The following is a 20,531-nucleotide window of genomic DNA, read 5'->3' as shown; positions in this document are numbered from 1 at the left end:
ATCGATCCATTCGGTTTTTCTCCATGTTTGCTTGATAAAAATATCTGCAATCATACGTTTTCTTTTTCCGCCAAATGTATAGGCATCTTTAAGTGCCACCACACTTTCGAAAATTTGGACCATTAGTTCTGCCATTCTCTTCGCATGATAGGTCTGTGTATAATGATTGGACGTGGTTACCAATGTCAATAGTTGTTCAAGCTTCAAGATTCCTTCCGTTATGGGGATCATTAACAAGATGAATTCTTCTGGAACAAGGGAGAGCTCATCTTTCATTCTGGCTAAAAAGTATTCATGAGCCCGGTGTTTATTCATTAATCTCATCGGAAAGTGAGCCAGAGGCTGTCCGAATGTTTCAGGATGGAAAGCATAATTTCTTGCTTCAAGATAGGCTCTTCTCATAATGCCGATCGATGCAATGGCATTACAAATCCGGGATAGATTTAGTGATTCCATCATATAGTAGATTCCTCTATCCGGTTCTCCAACCAGATAGGCGTTTGCACCTTTGAACTCCACCTCTGCTGAAGGCACTGCCCGGACACCTAACTTTTCCTTCAGCCTTCGAATGTGGATACCATACCTACATTTCAATTTCACAATAAACTAATAGATTAGAGCGGTGTTTATTTTCATAAGAAAAGTGGGAAAGTACAAAATAATCAAATAGAAGGGAATGTGTTTACCTAATGCCAGTTCAGGTACCGAAAGATAAGGGAATTGACCGCACATTATCGATCTTTAAGGACGGCTATGAATTTATTCAAAAACGTACTCAGAAGCATCATCTAGATGTTTATGAAACAAAAGTTCTTGGTAAGAAAGTCGCTCTTCTTAGCGGTGAAGCAGGTGTGAAACTTTTCTATGATAATGAAAAGATGAAGAGGAACGGAGCGATGCCCCCTCACATACTGAACACACTCTTTGGGAAAGGCGGTGTTCAAACGTTAGATGGGCAGTCTCATGTACACCGTAAACGTTTGTTTTTGTCTTTGATGACACGTGAAGGCCTTGATGAACTGCATAAGATTACGACAAGACAGTGGAATGCATATGCACGTAAGTGGGAGAAAAAAAGTAAAGTTAACCTTTTCGAGGAGTCCCTGGAATTACTCACAAAGGTTGGGTGTGAATGGGCTGGTATACCGATAGAAGAGAAAGAAATACCAAAACGGTCCAAAGACTTAAACAAATTAATTGAAGGAGCATCGAAAATCGGCCCCCAGTATCTTGCAGGTCTGCGGGCAAGGAAGCGATTAGAAAAATGGATTGAAAGCGTTATCCAAATGGTGCGTCAAGGGGAACATGAAACAAGAAAAGGGTCTGCCCTATATGAAATGGCTTTCCACCAAGACCTGAACGGGGATCTTCTTGATAAACAAGTGGCTGCAGTCGAATTATTAAATGTCATTCGCCCTCTAGTAGCCATATCACGCTATCTGATATTTGGGGCCGTTGCACTTGAGGAAAATCCGGAGTGGAGAGATAAGATTAATTCTGATGACGAAGACCTGCGATGCTTCATTCAGGAAGTGCGTCGCTACTACCCCTTCTTCCCATTTCTGGCTGCCCTGACAACCAAGGATTTCGTATGGCAGCAATATCACTTTAAACAAGGTCAAATGGTGATGCTTGATTTATATGGTACGAATCATGATCCGCGGCTCTGGGAGGACCCTGATCATTTCGAACCCGGGCGGTTCAGAGACTATAAAGGCAGTATTTATGAACTGGTCCCACAAGGCGGTGGAGATTACGATACTGGTCACCGCTGTCCAGGGGAATGGCCGACCATTGAAGTCATGAAAGCCAGCTTCTCTTTCATGAGTAACCATCTTAACTATCAACTGCCGAAGCAGGACATGAGCTATAGTCTTCGGGAGATTCCAACGCTACCGAAAAGTGGATTCGTGATGAAGAAAGTATGCTATATATAATTTTGCTGCATTTGCAATCTACCTAATAATACACCCAGAGGCGGGATCATAACCCGCCTCTCAGTGTTTAATACAAGTCTACCTTAATGATTTAGTAAAGATGATGGGGGCATCCATACAATCCTCTGAATCGTTAATTAATTCAATAATGGCTATATCCGTTATCTCCGCTTCAATCGTGTCTCCCCTTCCTAAACAATACTCAAACCCCTCCGCTAATTTTTCAGGGGAAAGTTTGTTAGCCAAAGTGCAGTGTGGAATCCAATTGTCTGGGAGATAAAGTGGATTAGCCTGATGATTAAAAGAATGAAAATGATCGTAATGAGACGAGTGAAAGTCCAGAAGCTCCCTCGTAACGGTGGGGGAAAGAAAAAGCGTGCCGAAATTCAAAAAAGATCCTACTGTATTGAATGTGATGCTGAAGGGTGACCTATATTCATAAAATGCTTCTAACGATCTTATGTATGCCTCTTTGTCTATTTCCATGTAATTGCCTAAAGTAATATGAGGAAGGGCATCATTGATCTCTTCTTCATAATAAGAAATTTTCTTAACCGCTAGTTCCTTCCAAATTCCTTTAATCAGCTCTTCTGTTTTATCATCGAATAAAGCGATGACCCAGTACATAGCCCATCCACCTTTCTTAACATACGGATTTAATATGTCCCGCATGTTTATACTTTAACACAGTCTCACTCAGGATAAACTATATGGAAACGCCTAATGATTAGCTAAATGAATAGTTTGTAAATCATCAAATAATTAATAAAATCTTTGACATCGATAAGAAAATGATGTAAATTACCTTATGGACGAACAATTATAAATTAAACAAAGTTTAATATTCGTGTTTAGGGGTGTAATGATGGAAAATGTATTTGATTACGAAGATATTCAATTAATTCCTGCAAAATGTGTGGTTAACAGCCGTTCTGAATGTGATACGAGTGTAACCCTGGGTGGCCATTCGTTTAAACTGCCTGTAGTCCCAGCCAACATGCAGACCATTATTGATGAAAAAATCGCTGTCTATTTAGCTGAAAATAATTATTTCTATATCATGCATCGTTTTGAACCAGAAAAGCGTGTGTCATTCATTAATGATATGAAGTCACGTGGATTAATCTCTTCTATTTCAGTGGGTGTAAAGGAAGAAGAATACGCCTTTGTCGAGCAGTTAGCTGAAGAAAAGCTTGTCCCGGAATTCATTACAATCGATATTGCCCACGGACATTCCAATGCCGTCATTAATATGATTCAACATATTAAAAAACATGTACCTGAGAGCTTTGTGATTGCCGGAAACGTTGGGACCCCAGAGGCCGTAAGAGAATTAGAACATGCCGGGGCCGATGCTACCAAGGTTGGAATTGGACCGGGTAAAGTTTGTATAACAAAGATCAAAACAGGGTTTGGTACAGGTGGATGGCAGCTGGCTGCACTGAGATGGTGCGCTAAAGCGGCTACTAAACCCATCATTGCTGATGGAGGCATCCGGACCCATGGGGATGTTGCAAAATCCATCCGCTTTGGTGCCACTATGGTGATGATCGGATCGCTATTTGCCGGTCACGAAGAATCTCCTGGAGAAACGATTGAAAAAGATGGAAAGCTTTTCAAAGAGTACTTTGGATCAGCTTCCGAATTTCAAAAGGGTGAAAAGAAAAATGTTGAAGGAAAGAAAATGTACGTTGAACATAAAGGGTCATTAGAACATACCCTGATTGAAATGGAACAAGACCTTCAATCTTCAATCTCCTATGCAGGGGGAACGAAACTTGAATCCATCCGTACAGTAGATTACGTTGTGGTGAAGAATTCGATCTTTAATGGGGATAAAGTATATTAATCTTAAAAAGTGAAAGGTGAGCAATGTTTGCTCACCTTTTTGGGGTTATATTACATTGAATTCGTAGGTGCAACAGGCTTTTCTTCAGTAACCATATTTGCATGGGGAATACGAATAGTTAATTCTTCAAGCAATTTTTGTGGCTCTTTTAAATTGCCTATTACAATATTGTATTGTGGATACCCCATTTTCACATTCATCCTGGACATGCGTTTTAGCTTATCCGGCATCTTGTCGCGGTATTCCTCTTCATCGATCAGAACGAGTCCAATAAAAGAATTCCGGTAAATTTCGTAAGGAACATAGCTTTCAATATCTTCCCAGCGAATGTGAACGGGTTCATCAGGCAACACATATAATACCAAATTTTCCATAGTCATACTTACATGAGGTACATCATTAGAGAGCTTTTTAAAGATCTGAATCAAACAAAAGAGAAAGAACACTCCTCCTAACGCAACAATCCCCCCTAACAAATAGTTCACATCAATAAAGAAAAACTCATACGTTAAATACAAACACAATAGAACAAATAAAATGCATCCAGCCGCAATCAAACTCAACTTCTTCTTGGATTCGTAAAAATGAACAACCTTCTCCTCCATGACCAAACCCCTTCCATAAATATACATATCCAATCTTCTATACCCGAAAAACCAAGAAGTAAACCTTACCCTTGAGGGACGGACCTCAAAAAAATAGAATGCAAGCTCTGTTCTCTCTCTTTTGAGGTCCGTCCCTCTGAATTTTTATAGACACCAAAAGAATTATGGCTATAATTAAGTGTAATATGATCTTGGGAGGTGAAGGGGCTATGGCGAGACTTTTGTTAATGGTGCTTCTATGTATGACATTTATGACCAATCCTGTTCAACAACAGTCACACCAATCAATATTATCAAGCATTGATGGAGAGCCTACCATTTCGGATCACCTGTTTCTAGCAGATGAAGCCATGATTCTCGACACGACGCCTTCCCTCGTCCACAAACAAGATGGTAATCCCCTTAATAAAATGACCATTCCCCCTGACATGGAATTTGGCATTAAGCCCTTCGTACAAAGTTCATTTTGCTTTGAGGTTTTTCCCGATTCGTTGGGCTTTCTTGAAGTGGTCAGGTCCCAATCAAATTACCTCTGATCCTTACATTCATACGTCATCATTCTAAAAAAACTTTTTTCAGCCGGGGGAATTTATATATCTTCCATTAATATGGACATATTCGAATTGAGAAAGTTAAGTGATTGGTTATACGACTTTAAAATAAAGTGAGGAATTTAAGATGAATCTGGGATTCGGTGAGATAGCGATTATACTGTTTGTTGCGCTTTTGTTCTTCGGACCAAGCAAACTACCAGAGCTGGGTAAAGCCGCTGGTGCTACCCTTAAAGAATTCAAAAAGGCAGTAAGTGGAATAATGGAAGACGAAGATCCACAAAGTAAGGAAGAGAATAAAAACAATTAGTAACCTTTACGAGGGACGGACCTCTAGAAGTGATGATTCTATCGTCATGTATACTCTTTCTGAGGTCCGTCCCCCTTCCATTTCTTCTAACTATTTTTTCTCTGCAATGATTGTAAATAAACCAGGTATGTTATTTTCAATCCCCAATGGAGCATTGGGTGGGAACGCCCATCTTATTCCGGCTTCTTCTTCTAATTGAGTAATGGTCATGCCTGTAATGCCAATTGCTGTGATGATATCACCCAGTGTCCATCTGCGAATTCTATTCTTAGTTGATCGGTGCAGTAGATCGGTCTTTAATAATTTCCAGAATGCAACATCTACTTCCACTTCACAGTTCTCAAAATAATCCCCTGCTGCCACCATTTTCGTACCCTCAACCGTCAATAGTTTAGTAAGCAGCGGATGGAAATCCCTCAAGATGAAAGTTCCGCCTTTCTTAAGCATCTTACTGACGATAGTGAAAACAGGCACTAAATCAACAAAGTAATGTAGAACGCCAAGTTCCAAAATGACAAAATCATAATCCTCTTTTTTCTCTTCACCGGGGATTTCTAACAAATCAGAAATGATATAATGAAGCTCGACACCAGCGGCTTCTGCCAATTCCATCGCGTACAGGCTATTTTCTTTCGAAATATCCACCACAGTTACCTCAGCACCCAATAGGGCAAAGGACACTGCTTTATTACCCTTTGACCCTAGTAGATTAGCAATTCTTTTACCTCTGATATCTCCCATATGGTTTAAATATTTCAATACTTTATGTTGTGGATTTTTCATAAGTGTAAGAGCATAATCCTTTGGCAATCCATGACGATTCACCCACGCTTGATAAGCACCATCATTCCATCCTGCCCTATTAATACTACTAAGCTCACTTTGCCTCAAAATGCCTTCACCCCCAGCATAAACTGTAGAGGGACGGACCTCCAAAAACTCGCCACATATCCTCTCGGATCCTTATACAAACAGGGTTTCCACAAGAAAAGTAACACTTTTTGGAAGTCCGTCCCTTTTCTTTAAACCTCAAAAAAACACGAACCTGCCTGCACTGCAGGCAAGTTCGGGCTGAATTAACTGAATTTGATGTTTTGTAATGCTTTAATGCTCTGGGTGTCCTTCAGTTCTCCGTAGAAGAGGATACTTGGCTCTATCTTTATGATTTCCCCTGTGGGAGCCGACCACTCTTTAGTTGATGCTACTAAAAGTGCGTCTTGATTAATGTATGCTTCTGACATCTTTCTATTAGCAGGATGAACAAACGTCATCATCTCTTCCCTTACGTCAGATCCCAACATGATAAACGGTGTATCCCTTAATACGAATTCTTCCGACCCCGCATAGTATTTTTGGAAGACTCCTTCTGTAGGAAGTGTAATGTAACTGGATTGTAACGTCTCTCCGAGCTTGAAGAAAGCATCCAGATCCAGTATTTCTTTGTCAAACGTTTGCCCTGAATGTTGATGGATTTCTGCGTAAACGGCAAGAACCGGTACATCCGGCAGGGTCAAGGCGTATTGTTGTAGAGTGACGCCTTTCATCTTCCCGTGCTGCTTAAACTCTGTTGTTATACTGAGGCCGGACCAACGGTGACCGTTCTGATCCACTTTCGTTACTGATTCAATCGTTGTTTTTTCTTTCAGCATGGAATACCCACTGATATTTCGGAAGGAGTATGCAATCCCACCGCCCCATGGGTTCCACCAGGCACGGGGGCCAGGGGTCGGGTATTGATGATCAAGAGTTTCATTTCCATTTAAACTTAATGAATAAATTCCCGGATAGTAATTCGAAGAGGCCTTAAACGACGCAACCCCATTATCAACAGACCAAATCCCATCATTTTGTCCAATCTTTACATCACTTTTTCCTATAACAAATTGCAAGGAATCCACCCTCGCCGTTTGACTCTTTGTAATGAATTCACCTGATATCCATTTTACCCCAGGGGAATTATGTTCAAGTTGAACACTTATTTGAGTAAGACTCTCTTCTTTCAGCACATCCTTCACAAGCGTTTCATCTTCGTGCTGAACGGATAATGTTCCATGAACATAAGGAGTCATCATAGATTTGAATGAATAATCCTCTTTAACACCTAAGCTAGAGACAACGTCTCCCTTTACTTTTTCGAAAGCATAAAGAGGAAGCTCCTTCAATTCTACATCTTTCCCTGTAATGAATTCGCGCCACTTCGACCAGTGATTAGACACGTTGATGCCTACCTGGATTGGACCTAAACATAGCTCCTCATGGGCAGGTATCAAATCCATATCATATTCCAAAGCCATTCGCCAATCATCTTTTCTGGCAATGGCATTTTCCGGCCAGGATAAACCGATCGTATCCCCTATAGATGCTTCGAGAAACATCCATCGCTCTGAAATAGCTTTATCATCAATATACTCCACAAATGGAACCAGGGATTCATTACATTTCAAGACCCCTTCATTTTGAGGGACTGACAGACCTTCCAGACTTGTAAACACGGGCTGAATCAAAGAAAGCTTCTTCTTTTCCTGATCCCCTGTATTTACCACCTCATGCTTGACTTCCACTAACCCCTCTCCATATATCTTGAAATATGAATTGAGTAGTATGGAAGGAAACGCTTCTGATACGAGTGATGTTTTCACAACCAATGCCTCTGGTAACTCGATGTATTCAATAGAAGACGCTTCTTTCTTTGAAAATTCTTCGCTGTATGGTTTACCGAATTTAGGGGTAAAGAATGAAATGGGATCCCTGGTGAAAGCAGTTGAGCCGATTTTCACCATGTGATTTCTTTTTTCGATTTCAACATAGTGTGGTCCATTATATCCAAACCAGTGCTCGTCTGTTTCCCCGCCGAATTTTGCCCCGAATCCAGGAAATGCAATTCTCAGTGAAGTCGTAAAGGAGGATCGGTGTCCGTTTTCCCACTTAACCTCTACAACAATTTCTTCTGATAAAAACCCATTTTTCAACAGCTGCACAGGTACCGGGATGGAAACTCTCCCTTTGGCGCCGACCTTCTCGATCACCTCAGATTCATCCCAAGAAATCACTTTATTCTCAGGCAGTTTGACTGTCCAAGTGGAATCTTCGCCAACCTGACTTTCAAGGTCGAGATAGACGGTTCCCTTACTGTGGGGTCTCCAATTCTTCTTAACAGATCTTATGTTCACTTTACCTGCCTGCTTGGGGTATACACCCATTTTCAGCGAGAGAGGTTGTTTATTTATTTTGAAATCAGCCCCAATCACTGGATGTGTTTTCCATGGACCAGGTTCACTTTCTGGCATCGAAACCTTTACAGGGTAATCCCCCATCCATTTGTTTTCGACCAGAAAGGTAGCTTCGAAATCATGCTCTGCTATCGGTGACGAAACACCTTTTATTGAAATTTCAATTGGTTCCTTTCTGCGATTTTCAACATGATAGCTTACATAATGTTCTTCATTTTCCAAAAGTTTAAATTCCGGCACGTTCATTTGAACTAAATAATCCTGTGTTTCAATTAAACGAATGCCTCGTCCCGTTCGTTCAAATTGAATGCGGACGAATTCTTCGCCTGCTTCCCACTTATATTCATAATATGTGTGTTCATTTACCTTCAGAGCATCCGGTTTGACTTCAATCAAACGCTGACTGGTTTGATACCAATCATGTTTCTCGAAAAAAGGCTTCAACAGATCGATTTGAAGCACCATTGGGATGAAATTCATTAAATGAACTGTATCATCACGGTCTTCCCAGAAGAATCCGCATTTTTTATAAAGTGGCACGGCTTTAGTGTTTCCTGGCCACGTAAACAAGTCAAGTCGTGGCCATTGTAATTCCACCGTCTTCTCGATCGCTTTTAAGACAAGCTGTTTGCCGATTTTTAACCCTTGATACTTAGGGTGGACATTCAGTAAAGGAATGTATAGAGCACCTACATCTTCACGATATTCAGAAAGTCCGCAGTATCCTGCGACCTCGGCCCCTACCATGGCTAAAAATAAATGAAGATTGGTGGAACTCTCTTCCTTGTCCTTCACATCCTGTTCTGTTGTAACGGTGGAATCCCCGCCCCAGTTTTCGCGGCTTTCATTCCACATTTTGGCGATTCCTTTTGCTAATCCTTCATGATATTCTACGATTTTCACTTGCTGAAGAGTTGTCTTCATAATATCCTCCCACGCTATGTTTTAATTGAAAGAACCTCATAATCATTGATATTTTGACTTGCATCGACGATTGGAATCATCGCCATCGCCTCCTTTCATTATGTTGGAAAGATTTTCTTCCCACATCCACAGTTTAAGATTTTATGTGGATTAAGTAAAGAATATTCCAACTAAAAAAATAATTCACTTATCTTCAAATGCTATTGATATTAGAAAAAGGGAATAATTTCAGACAGAAAAGACAACCTACAAGGTAAAAAGAGGGTAATGCTTTTGAAATTGATCCGGTTAGTTTCAATTGTTCTTGGTCTGATGGTCATGACGAACCTGTCAATCGGTGACGGTACTCAGGTTCTTCATGCACAGCAGGAAATTCCGTCCTATGCAAAATGGGGAAGTCTTGCTGTGAGAAAAACGAAAGAAAGGTATCCTGATGCAGTGATCGTGGATTATCTTCACATTGGAAAAGAATATGGAACGATGAATTCAACTGAAAAATTCAAGCTTTGGTTAAGACGGGATGGTAAAGAATTCGGAGTGTTTATTGATATCCAGTTTGAAACTGAAAGCGAAAAACTCATTGATATTAAGTTTAGGGAAACGGATCGATAGCTTTCAAAAAAAGAGATCGGAGGGTTTATCATCCTTCGATCTCTTTTTTCTACTTTTCTTATTTCATCCTCGTATTATAGAGCTCATCATTGGGTCTGTTGCTATGTATTACTGTGGAAGCAGTGGCAACTCCAATAATGGCACCATCCTCATTTAGAAGGGGATGTGCATAAACATTATATGAAATTTCCCCAGATAATAATGGAATGGTAATGACTCGACTGACTGGCCTCTTTTCTGTTAAAACCTCTTTCTTTAACTTCATCAAGGCACGATTCCCTTCATTATCATCCAATTCCACATCTGTTTTTCCAATATGATCTTCGGGAATAAGGTCAGGGGTATTAAAAATCCACGTGTACCGTAATTGTGTATCACAATGAGCCAAGATGACAGGGGCATTTTGTAAGGCGATGGAGAATGGATTTTCCTCCAGGTTAAAACTTGATGCATGAAAATCCAACACTTGACCTAACTTGAGCGTCACTTCAGCACTTGGTTTCCGGATTCCATTTTCAATTTGGGCATAATAGGATCTTTCAATAAAGGCTTTTGCTGCTACTTCCTGCTGCGTCATCTTTTTCCTTTTTCGTAACTTAGTGAGCCAAGTTCTTTTATTCAACCCTCAATCCCCCTTCTGAACCATAATGACAGATAAACAAATGTATACTGAATGTTAGAAAGTGTCTAAACAGACACTTTTTTACCTGTTAATCTTCTGTATAATCAAATTGTAGGAATCTATCAATCGTCATTCCTTCACCTCTTCAATGAAACACCTTACTTCCTCAATTCCTAACATTGCTATTGTACTCTTTACAAAAAATCATAACATAGAATTCAACATTACCTCTATTCTTTTTTCCAAATATATTTACATAATTAGACAACCTTCAAAGTTGATCTATAATAGGAGGTTACCATATGCCGATGAAGGCTGTTCAGGACCAAGATAAATATCTTGATTTCATTAATCGTATCATCAAATCAAAATCTGAGCTGATTCAGGAAAGAGCAAATATAGACTCTTCGTATTCGAATATTGTCGAAATGTCTCTTAGAAAGTGGAGAGGCGATTCCATCGAGGTGCTGGCCGATTCATTGCGAATGGCTAAGGATTCAGGAAACATCGAAAAGTGGGCATGTTCTTCCGTTACCTTATTCAAGCAGCTGGGCGTTTCCCTTGAAGTAGCGATAAACGATCTTCATTACTTTCGCAAAATGATCGGAGAGGTGATAAAAGCAGAGGCGATCGATAAAGAGCTGTCGATTGCAACTTTCTACGATTTACTTTCTCTCTTTCACACAGGGGTGGACCGTGCCATTTTCCGAATTACAATCGCTTATTCTCATCCCCTTTCGGATACCATCAGTTCTGAGCTTTCCATCCCCATCGTCAAGGTGACCAATTCGATTGCCATTCTGCCACTCATTGGAGACATTGATGCCTCAAGGTCGAAGGATTTAATGGACAGGGCTCTCACAAAAGGGTCTGCATTGGGTTTACGATATCTGATCATTGATCTATCAGGTGTTACTTTGGTTGACACAATGGTAGCAGATCAGTTATTTAAAGTAGTCGCCGCTCTTAAATTAGCCGGCATTCAGGCAGTTTTGACAGGTATTCGACCGGAAATTGCTCAAACCATGGTCAACCTGGGAATTGTCATCACTCATATCCCAACATTCGCCAGTCTGCATACAGCCCTCATTCATTTGCAAAAAAGCAAGAGCATCCATAAATATTAGGGTGCTCTTTTTTTTTGCCCCGTCGCAGCTGAACTATGATTTCGCTATCTTATACAATAGGGAATAATCTTCAGTTTAAGAGGAAAAATGAGTATATGAAATTTCCGGGCACCATGATGAACTCGGAATAAAATGAAGGATGGTGTACATGACTGATAAAAAGGCGTTATGTTCAAGTGAGCTTGCTACTTTATGGATGACCTATCAACAAAAGACGATGATTCAGCGAATACTGGAGTATTTCATAGAGAAGGCGGATGATGAGGAAGCAAAACGCATTCTGGTTGACACACATACAAATGTAAAAAAATACGTCGAAAGGCTCATCTCTCTTTTCGAAGATGAGGGGTGTGTCATTCCGGCCGGTTTTACCGCTGAGGATGTAAATCCCGGGGTTCCCAAGCTATTTGATCACCATTTCGATATCATGTTTCTAAGGCAGCTTAAAGCTATTAGTATGGGGTTACATACATTACACGTCAATCTGTCATACAGGAAAGATCTCATCCTCTTATATAAAGAGCTGACCGGAATGACTCAAACCGCTTATGAAAAGTGCATGGATTACTTACGGGAAAAGGATGTATTACCAGGACCGCCTGCTGTGACCCCTCCCCGTACGATCGAATTTGCTCAAAGCCCTAATTATATGGCTGGTTTCAACATCTTTTCAGATAAAAGAGTGTTGAACACTGTAGAAGTTGCCTATCTTTATTTCGGAATCGAATCAAATACATTGGGAATGCAGATGATGACGGGATTTGCCCAGGTGGCAAATGAACCGGAAGTGAAGAAATATTTTATTAAAGGAAAAGAAGTTTCAAAGAAAATCATTAGTGATTATTCTAAAGTGCTGTTGCAAAGTGATATCCAAGCCCCTTCTCCATCCGGAGGGAGAGCAACAATTTCTACGATTGCGCCATTCTCAGATAAGCTCATGATGTATTGTACCTCACTCTTTACTAATTTCGGCTTAGGGAGCAATGCACTGGGCACCGCTTTCAGCTTACGTAGCGATCTTCCTGTAATGCTTGCTTCGACTGCGAAAGATATTTTAACTTATGGGCAAGATGGTGGTAAAATAATGGCAAAGAACGGTTGGATGGAACAGCCTCCAAGTATGGAGGATCGGAATAAGCTGGTTAAATAGCATATATTATTTTTATTTTTTGCCAAACAATAGCCAAAAGCAGATGTGCCATCATTCAAATGGCTCATCTGCTTTTTCAGCTGTTATCTTTGAGTAAGAAATCGCAGATCAACTTTCCGATCTGAGCAATCGTATCTTTCCCAGTTTCGCTTTCTCCAAGTTCATCGATAAGTACCGCTACATAGGCAGTTTTATCTCGAAACTTAATAATGCCGCAATCATGCTCGATCCCAGGCAATTCTCCTGTCTTATTGCCAATATATACAGCTTCCCGGTCCATCCTTGATGGAAGTTTAGTATCAAATTGTTGCTGTTGTAAAATACGCAGCATTTTTTCCCGGCTCGTCTGACTGTATTCGGTACCAATGTCCATCATCTTTAAACATGAAATGATATCGAGTGCCGAGGTATAGTTATTCAAACCCTGTTCCATTGCTTTGAAATCCATCAACTTCCTAAGAAGCCTCGTATGTTTTAATTTTATTGTATTGCAAAGCTCTTGTATGGAATTTAAACCAAGTCGCTCTATCAGGAGATTTGTGGCTGTATTATCGGAAACGATGATCATAAGAGTAAGGAGGTCTTCTATAGTAAGGGTGAGATGATCTGAAAGTGACACAAGCACTCCAGCCCCGCCAACTCTCCCCTCCTTAGGAATTGTAACCATATCACTAAGGGATATTTTCCCTTCCTGTGCTTGACGGAAAGCTTCGAGTAAAATAGGGATCTTAATTAAGCTGGCAGCTGAATAAGAGCGGTCCCCACCAATGTGGAAGGAGTGAGATGGAAGCTCTACGGCCACACTCACCCTTCCGTTACAACGAACAATTACTTCCCTGATTTTATATTCTGGACTCTTCATTTATTTCTTCATTCCCTTTACTTAGTGACCGCCACTTCGTCATGTTCCCTTGTGATTTCCTTGTCGTAAAGGTGACAAGCTACATAATGCTTTTCCTCAACTTCCTGCCATTTAGGTTTATGGGTGGCACAAGCTTCCATGGCTGCCGGGCAGCGGGTTCTGAACACACAACCAGTCGGGGGATTGATCGGACTTGGGATTTCCCCTTGAATGATCATTCTTTCCCGAGAATCCTCCACATCCGGATCGGGAATCGGGATCGTGGAAAGCAATGCCTGAGTGTAGGGATGAAGAGGTTTCTTATATAACTCTTTACTCTCGGTAAGTTCAACGATGTGACCTAGATACATCACACCTATACGGTTACTGATATGTTTGACCATCGAAAGATCATGTGCAATAAAGAGAAAGGTCAAGCCCTTTTCTTTTTGCAGTTTCGTTAATAAGTTTACAATTTGTGCCTGTACAGATACATCAAGTGCAGAAATCGGCTCGTCTGCAATCATGAAATTCGGATTAAGGGCAAGTGCCCTTGCGATGCCAATACGTTGACGCTGCCCCCCGCTGAATTCGTGAGGATAACGATTGACATGATCACGATTAAGCCCTACGTCCTCTAAAAGTTGATAAATGCGTTCCATCTGCTTTCTTTTATCCTTGAATAACTTGTGTGCCTCCATAGGTTCAGCTATGATCTCCCTTACGGTTGAGCGTGGATTCAGAGAAGCATATGGATCTTGGAAGATCATCTGCATATTCCGGTAGAATGATTGTTTTTCCTTTTCCGAAAGCCTGTGGACGTTTTTGCCATCATATAAGACCTCACCTTCAGTCCGGTCGTACAACCCGATGATGGTGCGACCGGTCGTGGACTTTCCACACCCGGATTCCCCTACTAATCCGAAGGTCTCTCCCTTGTATATATCAAATGAAATACCATCCACAGCTTTTAATGTCTTTCCTTTTTCCAGGTGGAAGTATTTTTTCAATTCTTTCACTTCAAGCAACTTATGATTTGTCATCGGGGTCCCTCCGTTTCTTCCCAGTAGCGTCTGGCGGCACATAATTCTCTTTCATAATACGTTCCTTTCAATGACAAAATCTCTATCGTTTTACCGGTGTTGGGAGAGTGTATCATCTTACCGTCACTATGATAGATTGCAACATGGTGAATGCTGCCTTTTCCTTCTTCGTACGCAAAGAACAAGAGGTCTCCAGGCAATAATTGATCCAAAGGTACCTCTCTCCCTTCCTTCGCCTGGTCATTGGCATCCCGTGGAATCAAGTATCCTTGAGTTTTGCACATCGTGTAGCTGAATCCAGAGCAATCAAACCCAAAGCTTGACATCCCGCCCCATAAATATGGAAGATCAAGAAATAATTCTCCGGTTGAGACAATGTCCAGGCCAGTTCCCCTTCGATCATTCACTTTCGATCTGGATACCATAATATCTGTCTGCCTTAAGAACCTTGTACCCAAAGGAGTCTCCACTTCTATCAAATCATCATGCTCTTTCACAATCGGTAAAATGGTTTGAAAGCTGAGTTCTAATTCAGCTTCATTCTCTTTATTGATTAAGTCCGTGAATTTACTTGTTACAATGGCATATGTAACCGCTTGGGATGACTCTCCGGGTAAAAGCTGAACACTCGGGATCCAGCCGGGATATCCGCGATCGTCTTTTGAAGATGATTGATCAGGTATAAGGACGTGGGACCAACCGTTACTCTCTTCTAACACAAATACTTCCTGACCGAATAAGGCTTGAGATTGTATTCGGTTCTCATCACATAGTGCTAAGCGCGTATCATAAGTTAAGGAGTCCAACCAATCTGTAATGTGAGCAGGATTGGTTATTGCGGGTGTATCCAAGTCACGTGCGGAATCCCGATTTGTCCATAGAGTTGCTACAGGCACTGCTATTTGAGCTTTCGTCGTCATTTGATTTCCCCTCTCTATTCATACTTTAACTCTCTCTATGCCAAGACCAGGTTTAGTCGGCATAGTAATCTTCCTTCCAGTATAATGTATACCACCAACTACAATATCTTCAGCCAGCATAAGTGGTGCATCGAAATCAAAGCGAGTGACGTTTTTCCTGCTTGCCGCAAAGTGGGCAGCAGCCGTTATTCCCAGTCTGGTTTCAATCATGCTGCCAACCATACATTCGACCCCACAAACTTCAGCTAAATCATTTATTTTCTGAGCCTGGTAGATTCCACCCGCTTTCATGAGTTTAATATTGATCAGATCAGCACTTCGGGTCTTTAATACTTCAAAGGCTTGATATGGAGTGAACACACTTTCATCAGCCATGATCAGGGTTTCGACCTCATCCGTGACCCTCTTCAAGCCTTCAATGTCATGTGCAGGCACTGGCTGCTCAACTAATTCGATATTCAGGTCAAGGTCCTCCATCTTGCGAATCGCTCTGACTGCGGATTTTGATTCCCATCCCTGATTGGCATCCAGTCGAATTTTGATATCATAACCGATCCGTTGGCGGATTTCATGAATTCTTTTTATATCTGTTTCGATTTCATCTTTACCGACTTTCACTTTCAGTACATCAAAGCCTTTATTCACATATGTTACTGCATCCTCACCCATTTCTTTCGGGCTGTTCACACTCACCGTGTAATCTGTCTCAAGCTCCCCTCTGTACCCTCCCAGAAGTTGATAGAGTGGCAAGTGACAATGTTGAGCCAGGCAATCATAAATGGCCATATCCACCGCTGCCTTCGCGCTTGTATTCCTGATGAGTAACGAATGAAGATGTTGAAAAAGATTCTCATGGTTTAATAGGTTTTTGCCTATTATCGCGGGTTTAATTACTTGTTGGATGCTATGTTCGATGCTGGATAAACTTTCTCCCGTGATCACCACGGTTGGAGGTGCTTCCCCCCAGCCGATAATCCCATTGTCGCAAGTCAGTTTAACAACGATGGCTTCCGCTACGGTCACCGTACGCAATGCAGTCTTAAAAGGGGTATGTAAAGGGACGGCAGTCCTGAACGTTTCAAGTTGGTGGATCTTCAATCGTTCTCAACCTCTCTTATGCCTGATTTGATATTAAATGTATGTTCAAAAGTATTCATTGTTCCAATGCTGCCCACCGGGATGGCAATATTCGGTGAAGAATGTCCGATATTAAAACCCTTTAATGCAGGTTTTCCTGCACTCGCGATATGTTCTGTCAAAACCTCATCAAGAGTCAGGGAACGTTCGCGCTTCTTAGGCACGCAGTTCTTAAAGTCACCAATGATGATTCCTGAAGCATCTCTGAATTTATTGGCCATTTTCAATTGATTCACCATTCGGTCGACTTGATAGGGCTCCTCATCAATATCTTCAATAAAAAAGATCTTTCCTTTGGTATTCACTTCAAATGGTGTCCCTAATGTACTCACAAGCAGAGTGAGGTTCCCGCCGATCACGGGGCCGGTCGCTACACCTTCTGAGATCGTCTCAAGTTTGGATTTGTCATGCGTATAGTCAATGTTCTCCGTTTTAAACAACTGTCGGAACGATTCCTTTGAGGCTTCATGGACGTCCTCGAGTCCGATATCGGAACTTAACATCGGTCCATGGAAGGTGACAAGACCCGTTCGTTGATGAATGGCCGTATGTAAAAAAGTAATATCACTATACCCCCAAAAAATTTTCGGATTTTGGCGGATCAGTTCGAAATCCAGTTTTGAAACAATACGTCCCGTTCCAAAGCCTCCACATGCACAGAAAATGGCTTTCACATCCGGATCTTCAAACATCCTATGGATATCTTCTATCCTTTCCGTGTCCTTACCTGCTAAGTACCCATATTTCTTATGTACCGAGTTCCCAACCTTTACTTCTAATCCTAATTCTTCAAGGAAACTGATTCCTTTTTTCAATGGTTCTGATTTCGGCGGGCTGGCAGGAGCTATAACCCCTACCTTATCCCCTTTTTTCAGTTTAGAAGGTTTCATCATCATACGTACCTGACCCCTTTCGTAGAAAAAGAGGGAGTGGGCGCATGGCCATAAATTGTGCCGACGCGCCCCTCCACTCATACTGTTTTACTTTCCTTATTCTTTATCAGCCCATTTTAATTCCATGTAGCCGACCGGGTGACGGACGATACCTGTCACATCCTCATTTTGTAGATACACATAATTGTAGAAGTGAATCGGGATGATCGGCAATTCATCCATTAGGATTTTTTCTGCTTCATACATCATTTCAAATCGTTTTGCTTCATCCGCTTCATTCTTTGCTTGTTGGATCAGCTTGTCATAATTCTCATTACCCCAGCCTGTACGGTTCATGGAGTGTCCTGTCTGGAAGTTTTCCAGGAAGTTAATCGGATCTGCATAGTCTGCTAAGAATGAACTCCGTGATAATTGGAATTTCAAAGCCTTTTGTTCATCCTGGAATACATTCCATTCCATATTGGCTAATTTCACATCGACATCTAAGTTTTCCTTGAACATTTGTTGAAGAGCTTCAGCAATTTTTTGATGAGTATCACTTGTGCTGTATGTTAAAGTGACTTCCGGTAGTTTGTCGTATCCCTCTTCTTCCATCCCCTTTTTCAAGAGGGCTTTCGCTTCTTCCACATCAGTAGTCACCAAGTCTCCGTTTGCTTCACGGAAGTCCTTGCCTGATGGATCTTTAAATCCTTTTGAAACGAATCCGTAAGCTGGTTTTTCTTTATTCTTTGTTACAAAGTCAACCATTTGCTGTTGATCGACAGCCATGGCGAATGCTTTACGGATGTTTTGATTTTGAAAAGGCTCTTTTTCTAAATTGAAACGATAGAAGTACGTTCCGGCCTGGTCTTCCACATTCACTTTACCTTCTTCAAATAACTGTTTACTTAAATCAGCCGGTACGTCCGCTGTATCCAGTTCACCGGTTTTGTATAATTGATAATCCGTATTTGTATCGTTTACCATTGCCCAATGAACTTTATCTAATTTCACTGAGTCTTTGTCCCAATATTGATCATTCTTTTCCATAACGAAGTGGCTGTCATGTTCCCATTCTGTCAGCTTGAACGGCCCGTTAGCAACGAAAGTATCCGCTTCTGCAAACCATTCGGGATTCTCTGTAGCAACCTTTTCATTGATCGGGAAGAATGCAGGATTGGCAATGACGCTCAAGAAATAGGCTTGTGGACTTGTCAGTGTGACCTCGAATGTTTTCTCATCCTTCGCCGCCACTTTCACATCGTCAACTGAACCCTTTCCAGTATTGAAGGCCTCTCCTCCTTCAATGAAATATCCGAGGAAGGCAGCCGGTGAGCCTGTGTCTGGATTTAATAGGCGTTTCCATGCGAATACAAAATCTCCGGCAGTGACATCATCACCGTTTGACCATTTGGCATTGTCCCTAATGTGGAACGTATATACTTTTCCATCTTCCGAGACATCCCATTTTTCAGCCATGGCAGCTTCAGGTTCATGATTGGCATTTAGTCGGGTCATCCCTTCCATTAAGTTATTCAATGCTGTCCATGAATAGGAATCAAAGCCGATTGGTGGATCGAACGACGTTGGTTCCGCTCCATTATTCAGGTGAAGGACCTTTCCTGCATCTTCTTTCTTATTATCCCCACTGCTTGACTCACTGCCTGCATCCTTCGTAGCCGTACAAGCGGCGAGCATGAACAGGAGCATTCCTACTAGAAAGACTGATAATAGCTTTTTCATACTTTTCCCCCTCTTATCCTATTTTTCTATTCAACGATCATTTTAACGAATGGTTAAACTGACCGATGAAAGCTTGACTTTGTTGGCTCTTTTATCCTGGAGCCAGCAGTCGACATGGTGTTCGTTCGATAACTGTGTCTTTACGGGATATACACGGTCGCATACTTCCATCGCTTTTTCACAACGTGGAACAAATGGGCACCCAACAGGCGGAGAAAATAAATCAGGCGGAGAACCGGGAATCGGTATCAGGTCTTCCCCATCAAGATCAAGCCTTGGGACGGATCCCAGCAGTCCTTGAGTATAAGGATGTTGGGAGTGATAAAAAATTTCTCGCCTGTTTCCTTCTTCTACTATTTTCCCTGCATACATGACGGCAATTCGGTCAGCCACTTGAGCCACAACTCCCAAATCATGTGTGATTAAAATAATCGATACACCCGTCTTCTTCTGGATCTCTTTAAACAATTCAAGTATTTGGGCTTGTATGGTAACATCAAGGGCTGTTGTCGGTTCATCCGCAATTAAGACATCAGGTTCACACACTAGGGACATGGCAATCACAATCCGCTGCCGCATTCCCCCGCTGAATTGGTGTGGATACTGCTTCAGTCTCTCCAACGGATTTGGAATACTCACAAGCTTAAGCATGTCGATCGCTTTTTGTTTCGCCTCTTTCTTGGATACATCGTTGTGTTGCAATATCCCTTCCATGATCTGTTCACCAATGGTCAAGGTCGGATTTAGTGCTGTCATGGGATCCTGAAAGATCATGGAAATATCGGCTCCCCGCACTTTCCTCATTTTGGGTTCGGTTACCTTTAAAAGGTCTCTTCCCTTAAAGAGGATCCTGCCGCCAGTCACTTTCCCGGGAGGATTCGGGATCAGTCTCATAATGCTCTGGGAAGTCACACTCTTCCCGCAGCCGGATTCGCCTACAATCGCCAACGTCTCCCCCTTATGTAAATCAAAACTTACTCCCCTGACTGCCTTGACTTCTCCGCCATAGGTCGTAAAGGAGACATGGAGATCTTGTACAGATAAAACTTTACTCATGG

The 20,531-nt window shown here is 41.6% G+C and carries 19 protein-coding genes and 1 pseudogene; 7 read left to right on the top strand and 13 right to left on the bottom strand.

Features of this window, described 5'->3' with window-relative positions; genetic code table 11:
* Positions 1 to 321: 321 nt before the first annotated feature.
* A pseudogene (locus tag AC0VXY_RS11030) lies at positions 322 to 579 on the bottom strand (acyl-CoA dehydrogenase family protein); the annotation flags it as partial.
* A gap of 110 nt (positions 580 to 689) precedes the next feature.
* Here AC0VXY_RS11030 and AC0VXY_RS11025 point away from each other — a divergent pair.
* Positions 690 to 1,937: a cytochrome P450 gene (locus AC0VXY_RS11025; RefSeq protein ID WP_435990741.1), complete on the top strand. Its 1,248-nt coding sequence runs from the start codon at positions 690 to 692 to the stop codon at positions 1,935 to 1,937.
* Between the two features lie 78 nt (positions 1,938 to 2,015).
* On the opposite strand, the gene AC0VXY_RS11020 is transcribed toward AC0VXY_RS11025, so the two are convergent.
* Positions 2,016 to 2,564, bottom strand: coding sequence for a 2'-5' RNA ligase family protein (locus AC0VXY_RS11020; RefSeq protein ID WP_475525272.1), 549 nt, complete (start codon positions 2,562 to 2,564; stop codon positions 2,016 to 2,018).
* A gap of 238 nt (positions 2,565 to 2,802) precedes the next feature.
* On the opposite strand from AC0VXY_RS11020, the gene guaC reads away from it, so the two are divergent.
* On the top strand, positions 2,803 to 3,786 hold the full coding sequence (gene guaC / locus AC0VXY_RS11015) for a GMP reductase (protein ID WP_475527853.1): 984 nt from the start codon (positions 2,803 to 2,805) through the stop codon (positions 3,784 to 3,786).
* A 50-nt stretch (positions 3,787 to 3,836) separates the two neighbouring features.
* Here guaC and AC0VXY_RS11010 read toward each other — a convergent pair whose 3' ends face one another.
* Positions 3,837 to 4,349, bottom strand: a complete 513-nt coding sequence (locus tag AC0VXY_RS11010; protein ID WP_475525271.1) for an STM3941 family protein — start codon at positions 4,347 to 4,349, stop codon at positions 3,837 to 3,839.
* A 251-nt stretch (positions 4,350 to 4,600) separates the two neighbouring features.
* Here AC0VXY_RS11010 and AC0VXY_RS11005 point away from each other — a divergent pair, with 251 nt between their 5' ends.
* Both AC0VXY_RS11005 and AC0VXY_RS11000 read left to right on the top strand, forming a co-directional pair.
* Entirely contained in the window at positions 4,601 to 4,927 is a 327-nt protein-coding gene (locus AC0VXY_RS11005) for a hypothetical protein (protein WP_475525270.1), read from the top strand.
* Between the two features lie 142 nt (positions 4,928 to 5,069).
* Positions 5,070 to 5,252 carry a twin-arginine translocase TatA/TatE family subunit gene (locus AC0VXY_RS11000; protein ID WP_435990749.1) on the top strand — a complete coding sequence of 61 codons (183 nt, stop codon included), beginning with the start codon at positions 5,070 to 5,072 and terminating at the stop codon, positions 5,250 to 5,252.
* Positions 5,253 to 5,342: 90 nt separating this feature from the next.
* Here AC0VXY_RS11000 and AC0VXY_RS10995 read toward each other — a convergent pair whose 3' ends face one another.
* Positions 5,343 to 6,143 carry a methyltransferase domain-containing protein gene (locus tag AC0VXY_RS10995; protein ID WP_475525269.1) on the bottom strand — a complete coding sequence of 267 codons (801 nt, stop codon included), beginning with the start codon at positions 6,141 to 6,143 and terminating at the stop codon, positions 5,343 to 5,345.
* 185 nt (positions 6,144 to 6,328) lie between these two features.
* Positions 6,329 to 9,406: a GNAT family N-acetyltransferase gene (locus tag AC0VXY_RS10990; RefSeq protein ID WP_475525268.1), complete on the bottom strand. Its 3,078-nt coding sequence runs from the start codon at positions 9,404 to 9,406 to the stop codon at positions 6,329 to 6,331.
* A gap of 267 nt (positions 9,407 to 9,673) precedes the next feature.
* Between AC0VXY_RS10990 and AC0VXY_RS10985 the strand changes: the two genes are divergently transcribed.
* A complete protein-coding gene (locus tag AC0VXY_RS10985; RefSeq protein WP_475525267.1) occupies positions 9,674 to 10,018 on the top strand; it encodes a DUF3889 domain-containing protein in 345 nt (114 codons plus the stop codon).
* 58 nt (positions 10,019 to 10,076) lie between these two features.
* On the opposite strand, the gene AC0VXY_RS10980 is transcribed toward AC0VXY_RS10985, so the two are convergent.
* The gene (locus AC0VXY_RS10980; RefSeq protein ID WP_475525266.1) at positions 10,077 to 10,640 is read right to left on the bottom strand and encodes a helix-turn-helix domain-containing protein; all 564 of its coding nucleotides are present in this window, start codon (positions 10,638 to 10,640) and stop codon (positions 10,077 to 10,079) included.
* A gap of 302 nt (positions 10,641 to 10,942) precedes the next feature.
* Between AC0VXY_RS10980 and AC0VXY_RS10975 the strand changes: the two genes are divergently transcribed.
* Together AC0VXY_RS10975 and AC0VXY_RS10970 are read left to right on the top strand one after the other, a co-directional pair.
* A complete protein-coding gene (locus AC0VXY_RS10975; protein ID WP_435990759.1) occupies positions 10,943 to 11,767 on the top strand; it encodes an STAS domain-containing protein in 825 nt (274 codons plus the stop codon).
* A gap of 148 nt (positions 11,768 to 11,915) precedes the next feature.
* On the top strand, positions 11,916 to 12,917 hold the full coding sequence (locus AC0VXY_RS10970; protein ID WP_435990761.1) for a DUF3231 family protein: 1,002 nt from the start codon (positions 11,916 to 11,918) through the stop codon (positions 12,915 to 12,917).
* Positions 12,918 to 12,993: 76 nt separating this feature from the next.
* Here the strand turns inward: AC0VXY_RS10970 and AC0VXY_RS10965 are convergent, their stop codons facing one another.
* The 7 genes from AC0VXY_RS10965 to AC0VXY_RS10935 all read right to left on the bottom strand — a co-directional run bounded on the left by AC0VXY_RS10965 (position 12,994) and on the right by AC0VXY_RS10935 (position 20,529).
* A complete protein-coding gene (locus AC0VXY_RS10965; protein ID WP_475525265.1) occupies positions 12,994 to 13,779 on the bottom strand; it encodes a serine hydrolase in 786 nt (261 codons plus the stop codon).
* A 17-nt stretch (positions 13,780 to 13,796) separates the two neighbouring features.
* A complete protein-coding gene (locus AC0VXY_RS10960) occupies positions 13,797 to 14,801 on the bottom strand; it encodes an ABC transporter ATP-binding protein (protein WP_475525264.1) in 1,005 nt (334 codons plus the stop codon).
* A complete protein-coding gene (locus AC0VXY_RS10955) occupies positions 14,798 to 15,721 on the bottom strand; it encodes a C40 family peptidase (protein WP_435990767.1) in 924 nt (307 codons plus the stop codon). The genes AC0VXY_RS10960 and AC0VXY_RS10955 overlap by 4 nt, the downstream gene beginning before the upstream one ends.
* Before the next feature lie 18 nt (positions 15,722 to 15,739).
* The gene (locus tag AC0VXY_RS10950) at positions 15,740 to 16,819 is read right to left on the bottom strand and encodes a mandelate racemase/muconate lactonizing enzyme family protein (protein ID WP_435990769.1); all 1,080 of its coding nucleotides are present in this window, start codon (positions 16,817 to 16,819) and stop codon (positions 15,740 to 15,742) included.
* Positions 16,816 to 17,754 carry a S66 peptidase family protein gene (locus AC0VXY_RS10945; RefSeq protein ID WP_475527779.1) on the bottom strand — a complete coding sequence of 313 codons (939 nt, stop codon included), beginning with the start codon at positions 17,752 to 17,754 and terminating at the stop codon, positions 16,816 to 16,818. Before AC0VXY_RS10945 ends, AC0VXY_RS10950 begins: the two co-directional genes overlap by 4 nt.
* Positions 17,755 to 17,847: 93 nt before the next feature.
* On the bottom strand, positions 17,848 to 19,473 hold the full coding sequence (locus AC0VXY_RS10940) for an ABC transporter substrate-binding protein (protein WP_475527778.1): 1,626 nt from the start codon (positions 19,471 to 19,473) through the stop codon (positions 17,848 to 17,850).
* A gap of 42 nt (positions 19,474 to 19,515) precedes the next feature.
* Entirely contained in the window at positions 19,516 to 20,529 is a 1,014-nt protein-coding gene (locus AC0VXY_RS10935) for an ABC transporter ATP-binding protein (protein ID WP_475527777.1), read from the bottom strand.
* Positions 20,530 to 20,531: the final 2 nt, after the last annotated feature.

This window comes from Rossellomorea sp. QJM3NY_18 (assembly GCF_056173145.1).
Note: the sequence above shows the minus strand (reverse complement) of the source record. Positions and strands in the feature narration are given on the sequence as shown.

What these genes read in the sequence shown, in the direction of transcription:
- AC0VXY_RS10990 (WP_475525268.1), bottom strand. Translation starts at nt 9,406, where the DNA reads ATGAAGACAACTCTTCAGCAAGTGAAAATCGTAGAATATCATGAAGGA.
- AC0VXY_RS11025 (WP_435990741.1), top strand. Translation starts at nt 690, where the DNA reads ATGCCAGTTCAGGTACCGAAAGATAAGGGAATTGACCGCACATTATCG.
- AC0VXY_RS11005 (WP_475525270.1), top strand. Translation starts at nt 4,601, where the DNA reads ATGGCGAGACTTTTGTTAATGGTGCTTCTATGTATGACATTTATGACC.
- AC0VXY_RS10965 (WP_475525265.1), bottom strand. Translation starts at nt 13,779, where the DNA reads ATGAAGAGTCCAGAATATAAAATCAGGGAAGTAATTGTTCGTTGTAAC.
- AC0VXY_RS10940 (WP_475527778.1), bottom strand. Translation starts at nt 19,473, where the DNA reads ATGAAAAAGCTATTATCAGTCTTTCTAGTAGGAATGCTCCTGTTCATG.
- AC0VXY_RS10955 (WP_435990767.1), bottom strand. Translation starts at nt 15,721, where the DNA reads ATGACGACGAAAGCTCAAATAGCAGTGCCTGTAGCAACTCTATGGACA.
- AC0VXY_RS10960 (WP_475525264.1), bottom strand. Translation starts at nt 14,801, where the DNA reads ATGACAAATCATAAGTTGCTTGAAGTGAAAGAATTGAAAAAATACTTC.
- AC0VXY_RS10985 (WP_475525267.1), top strand. Translation starts at nt 9,674, where the DNA reads ATGCTTTTGAAATTGATCCGGTTAGTTTCAATTGTTCTTGGTCTGATG.
- AC0VXY_RS10935 (WP_475527777.1), bottom strand. Translation starts at nt 20,529, where the DNA reads ATGAGTAAAGTTTTATCTGTACAAGATCTCCATGTCTCCTTTACGACC.
- AC0VXY_RS10975 (WP_435990759.1), top strand. Translation starts at nt 10,943, where the DNA reads ATGCCGATGAAGGCTGTTCAGGACCAAGATAAATATCTTGATTTCATT.
- AC0VXY_RS11000 (WP_435990749.1), top strand. Translation starts at nt 5,070, where the DNA reads ATGAATCTGGGATTCGGTGAGATAGCGATTATACTGTTTGTTGCGCTT.
- AC0VXY_RS10970 (WP_435990761.1), top strand. Translation starts at nt 11,916, where the DNA reads ATGACTGATAAAAAGGCGTTATGTTCAAGTGAGCTTGCTACTTTATGG.
- AC0VXY_RS11020 (WP_475525272.1), bottom strand. Translation starts at nt 2,564, where the DNA reads ATGTACTGGGTCATCGCTTTATTCGATGATAAAACAGAAGAGCTGATT.
- guaC (WP_475527853.1), top strand. Translation starts at nt 2,803, where the DNA reads ATGGAAAATGTATTTGATTACGAAGATATTCAATTAATTCCTGCAAAA.
- AC0VXY_RS10945 (WP_475527779.1), bottom strand. Translation starts at nt 17,754, where the DNA reads ATGATGATGAAACCTTCTAAACTGAAAAAAGGGGATAAGGTAGGGGTT.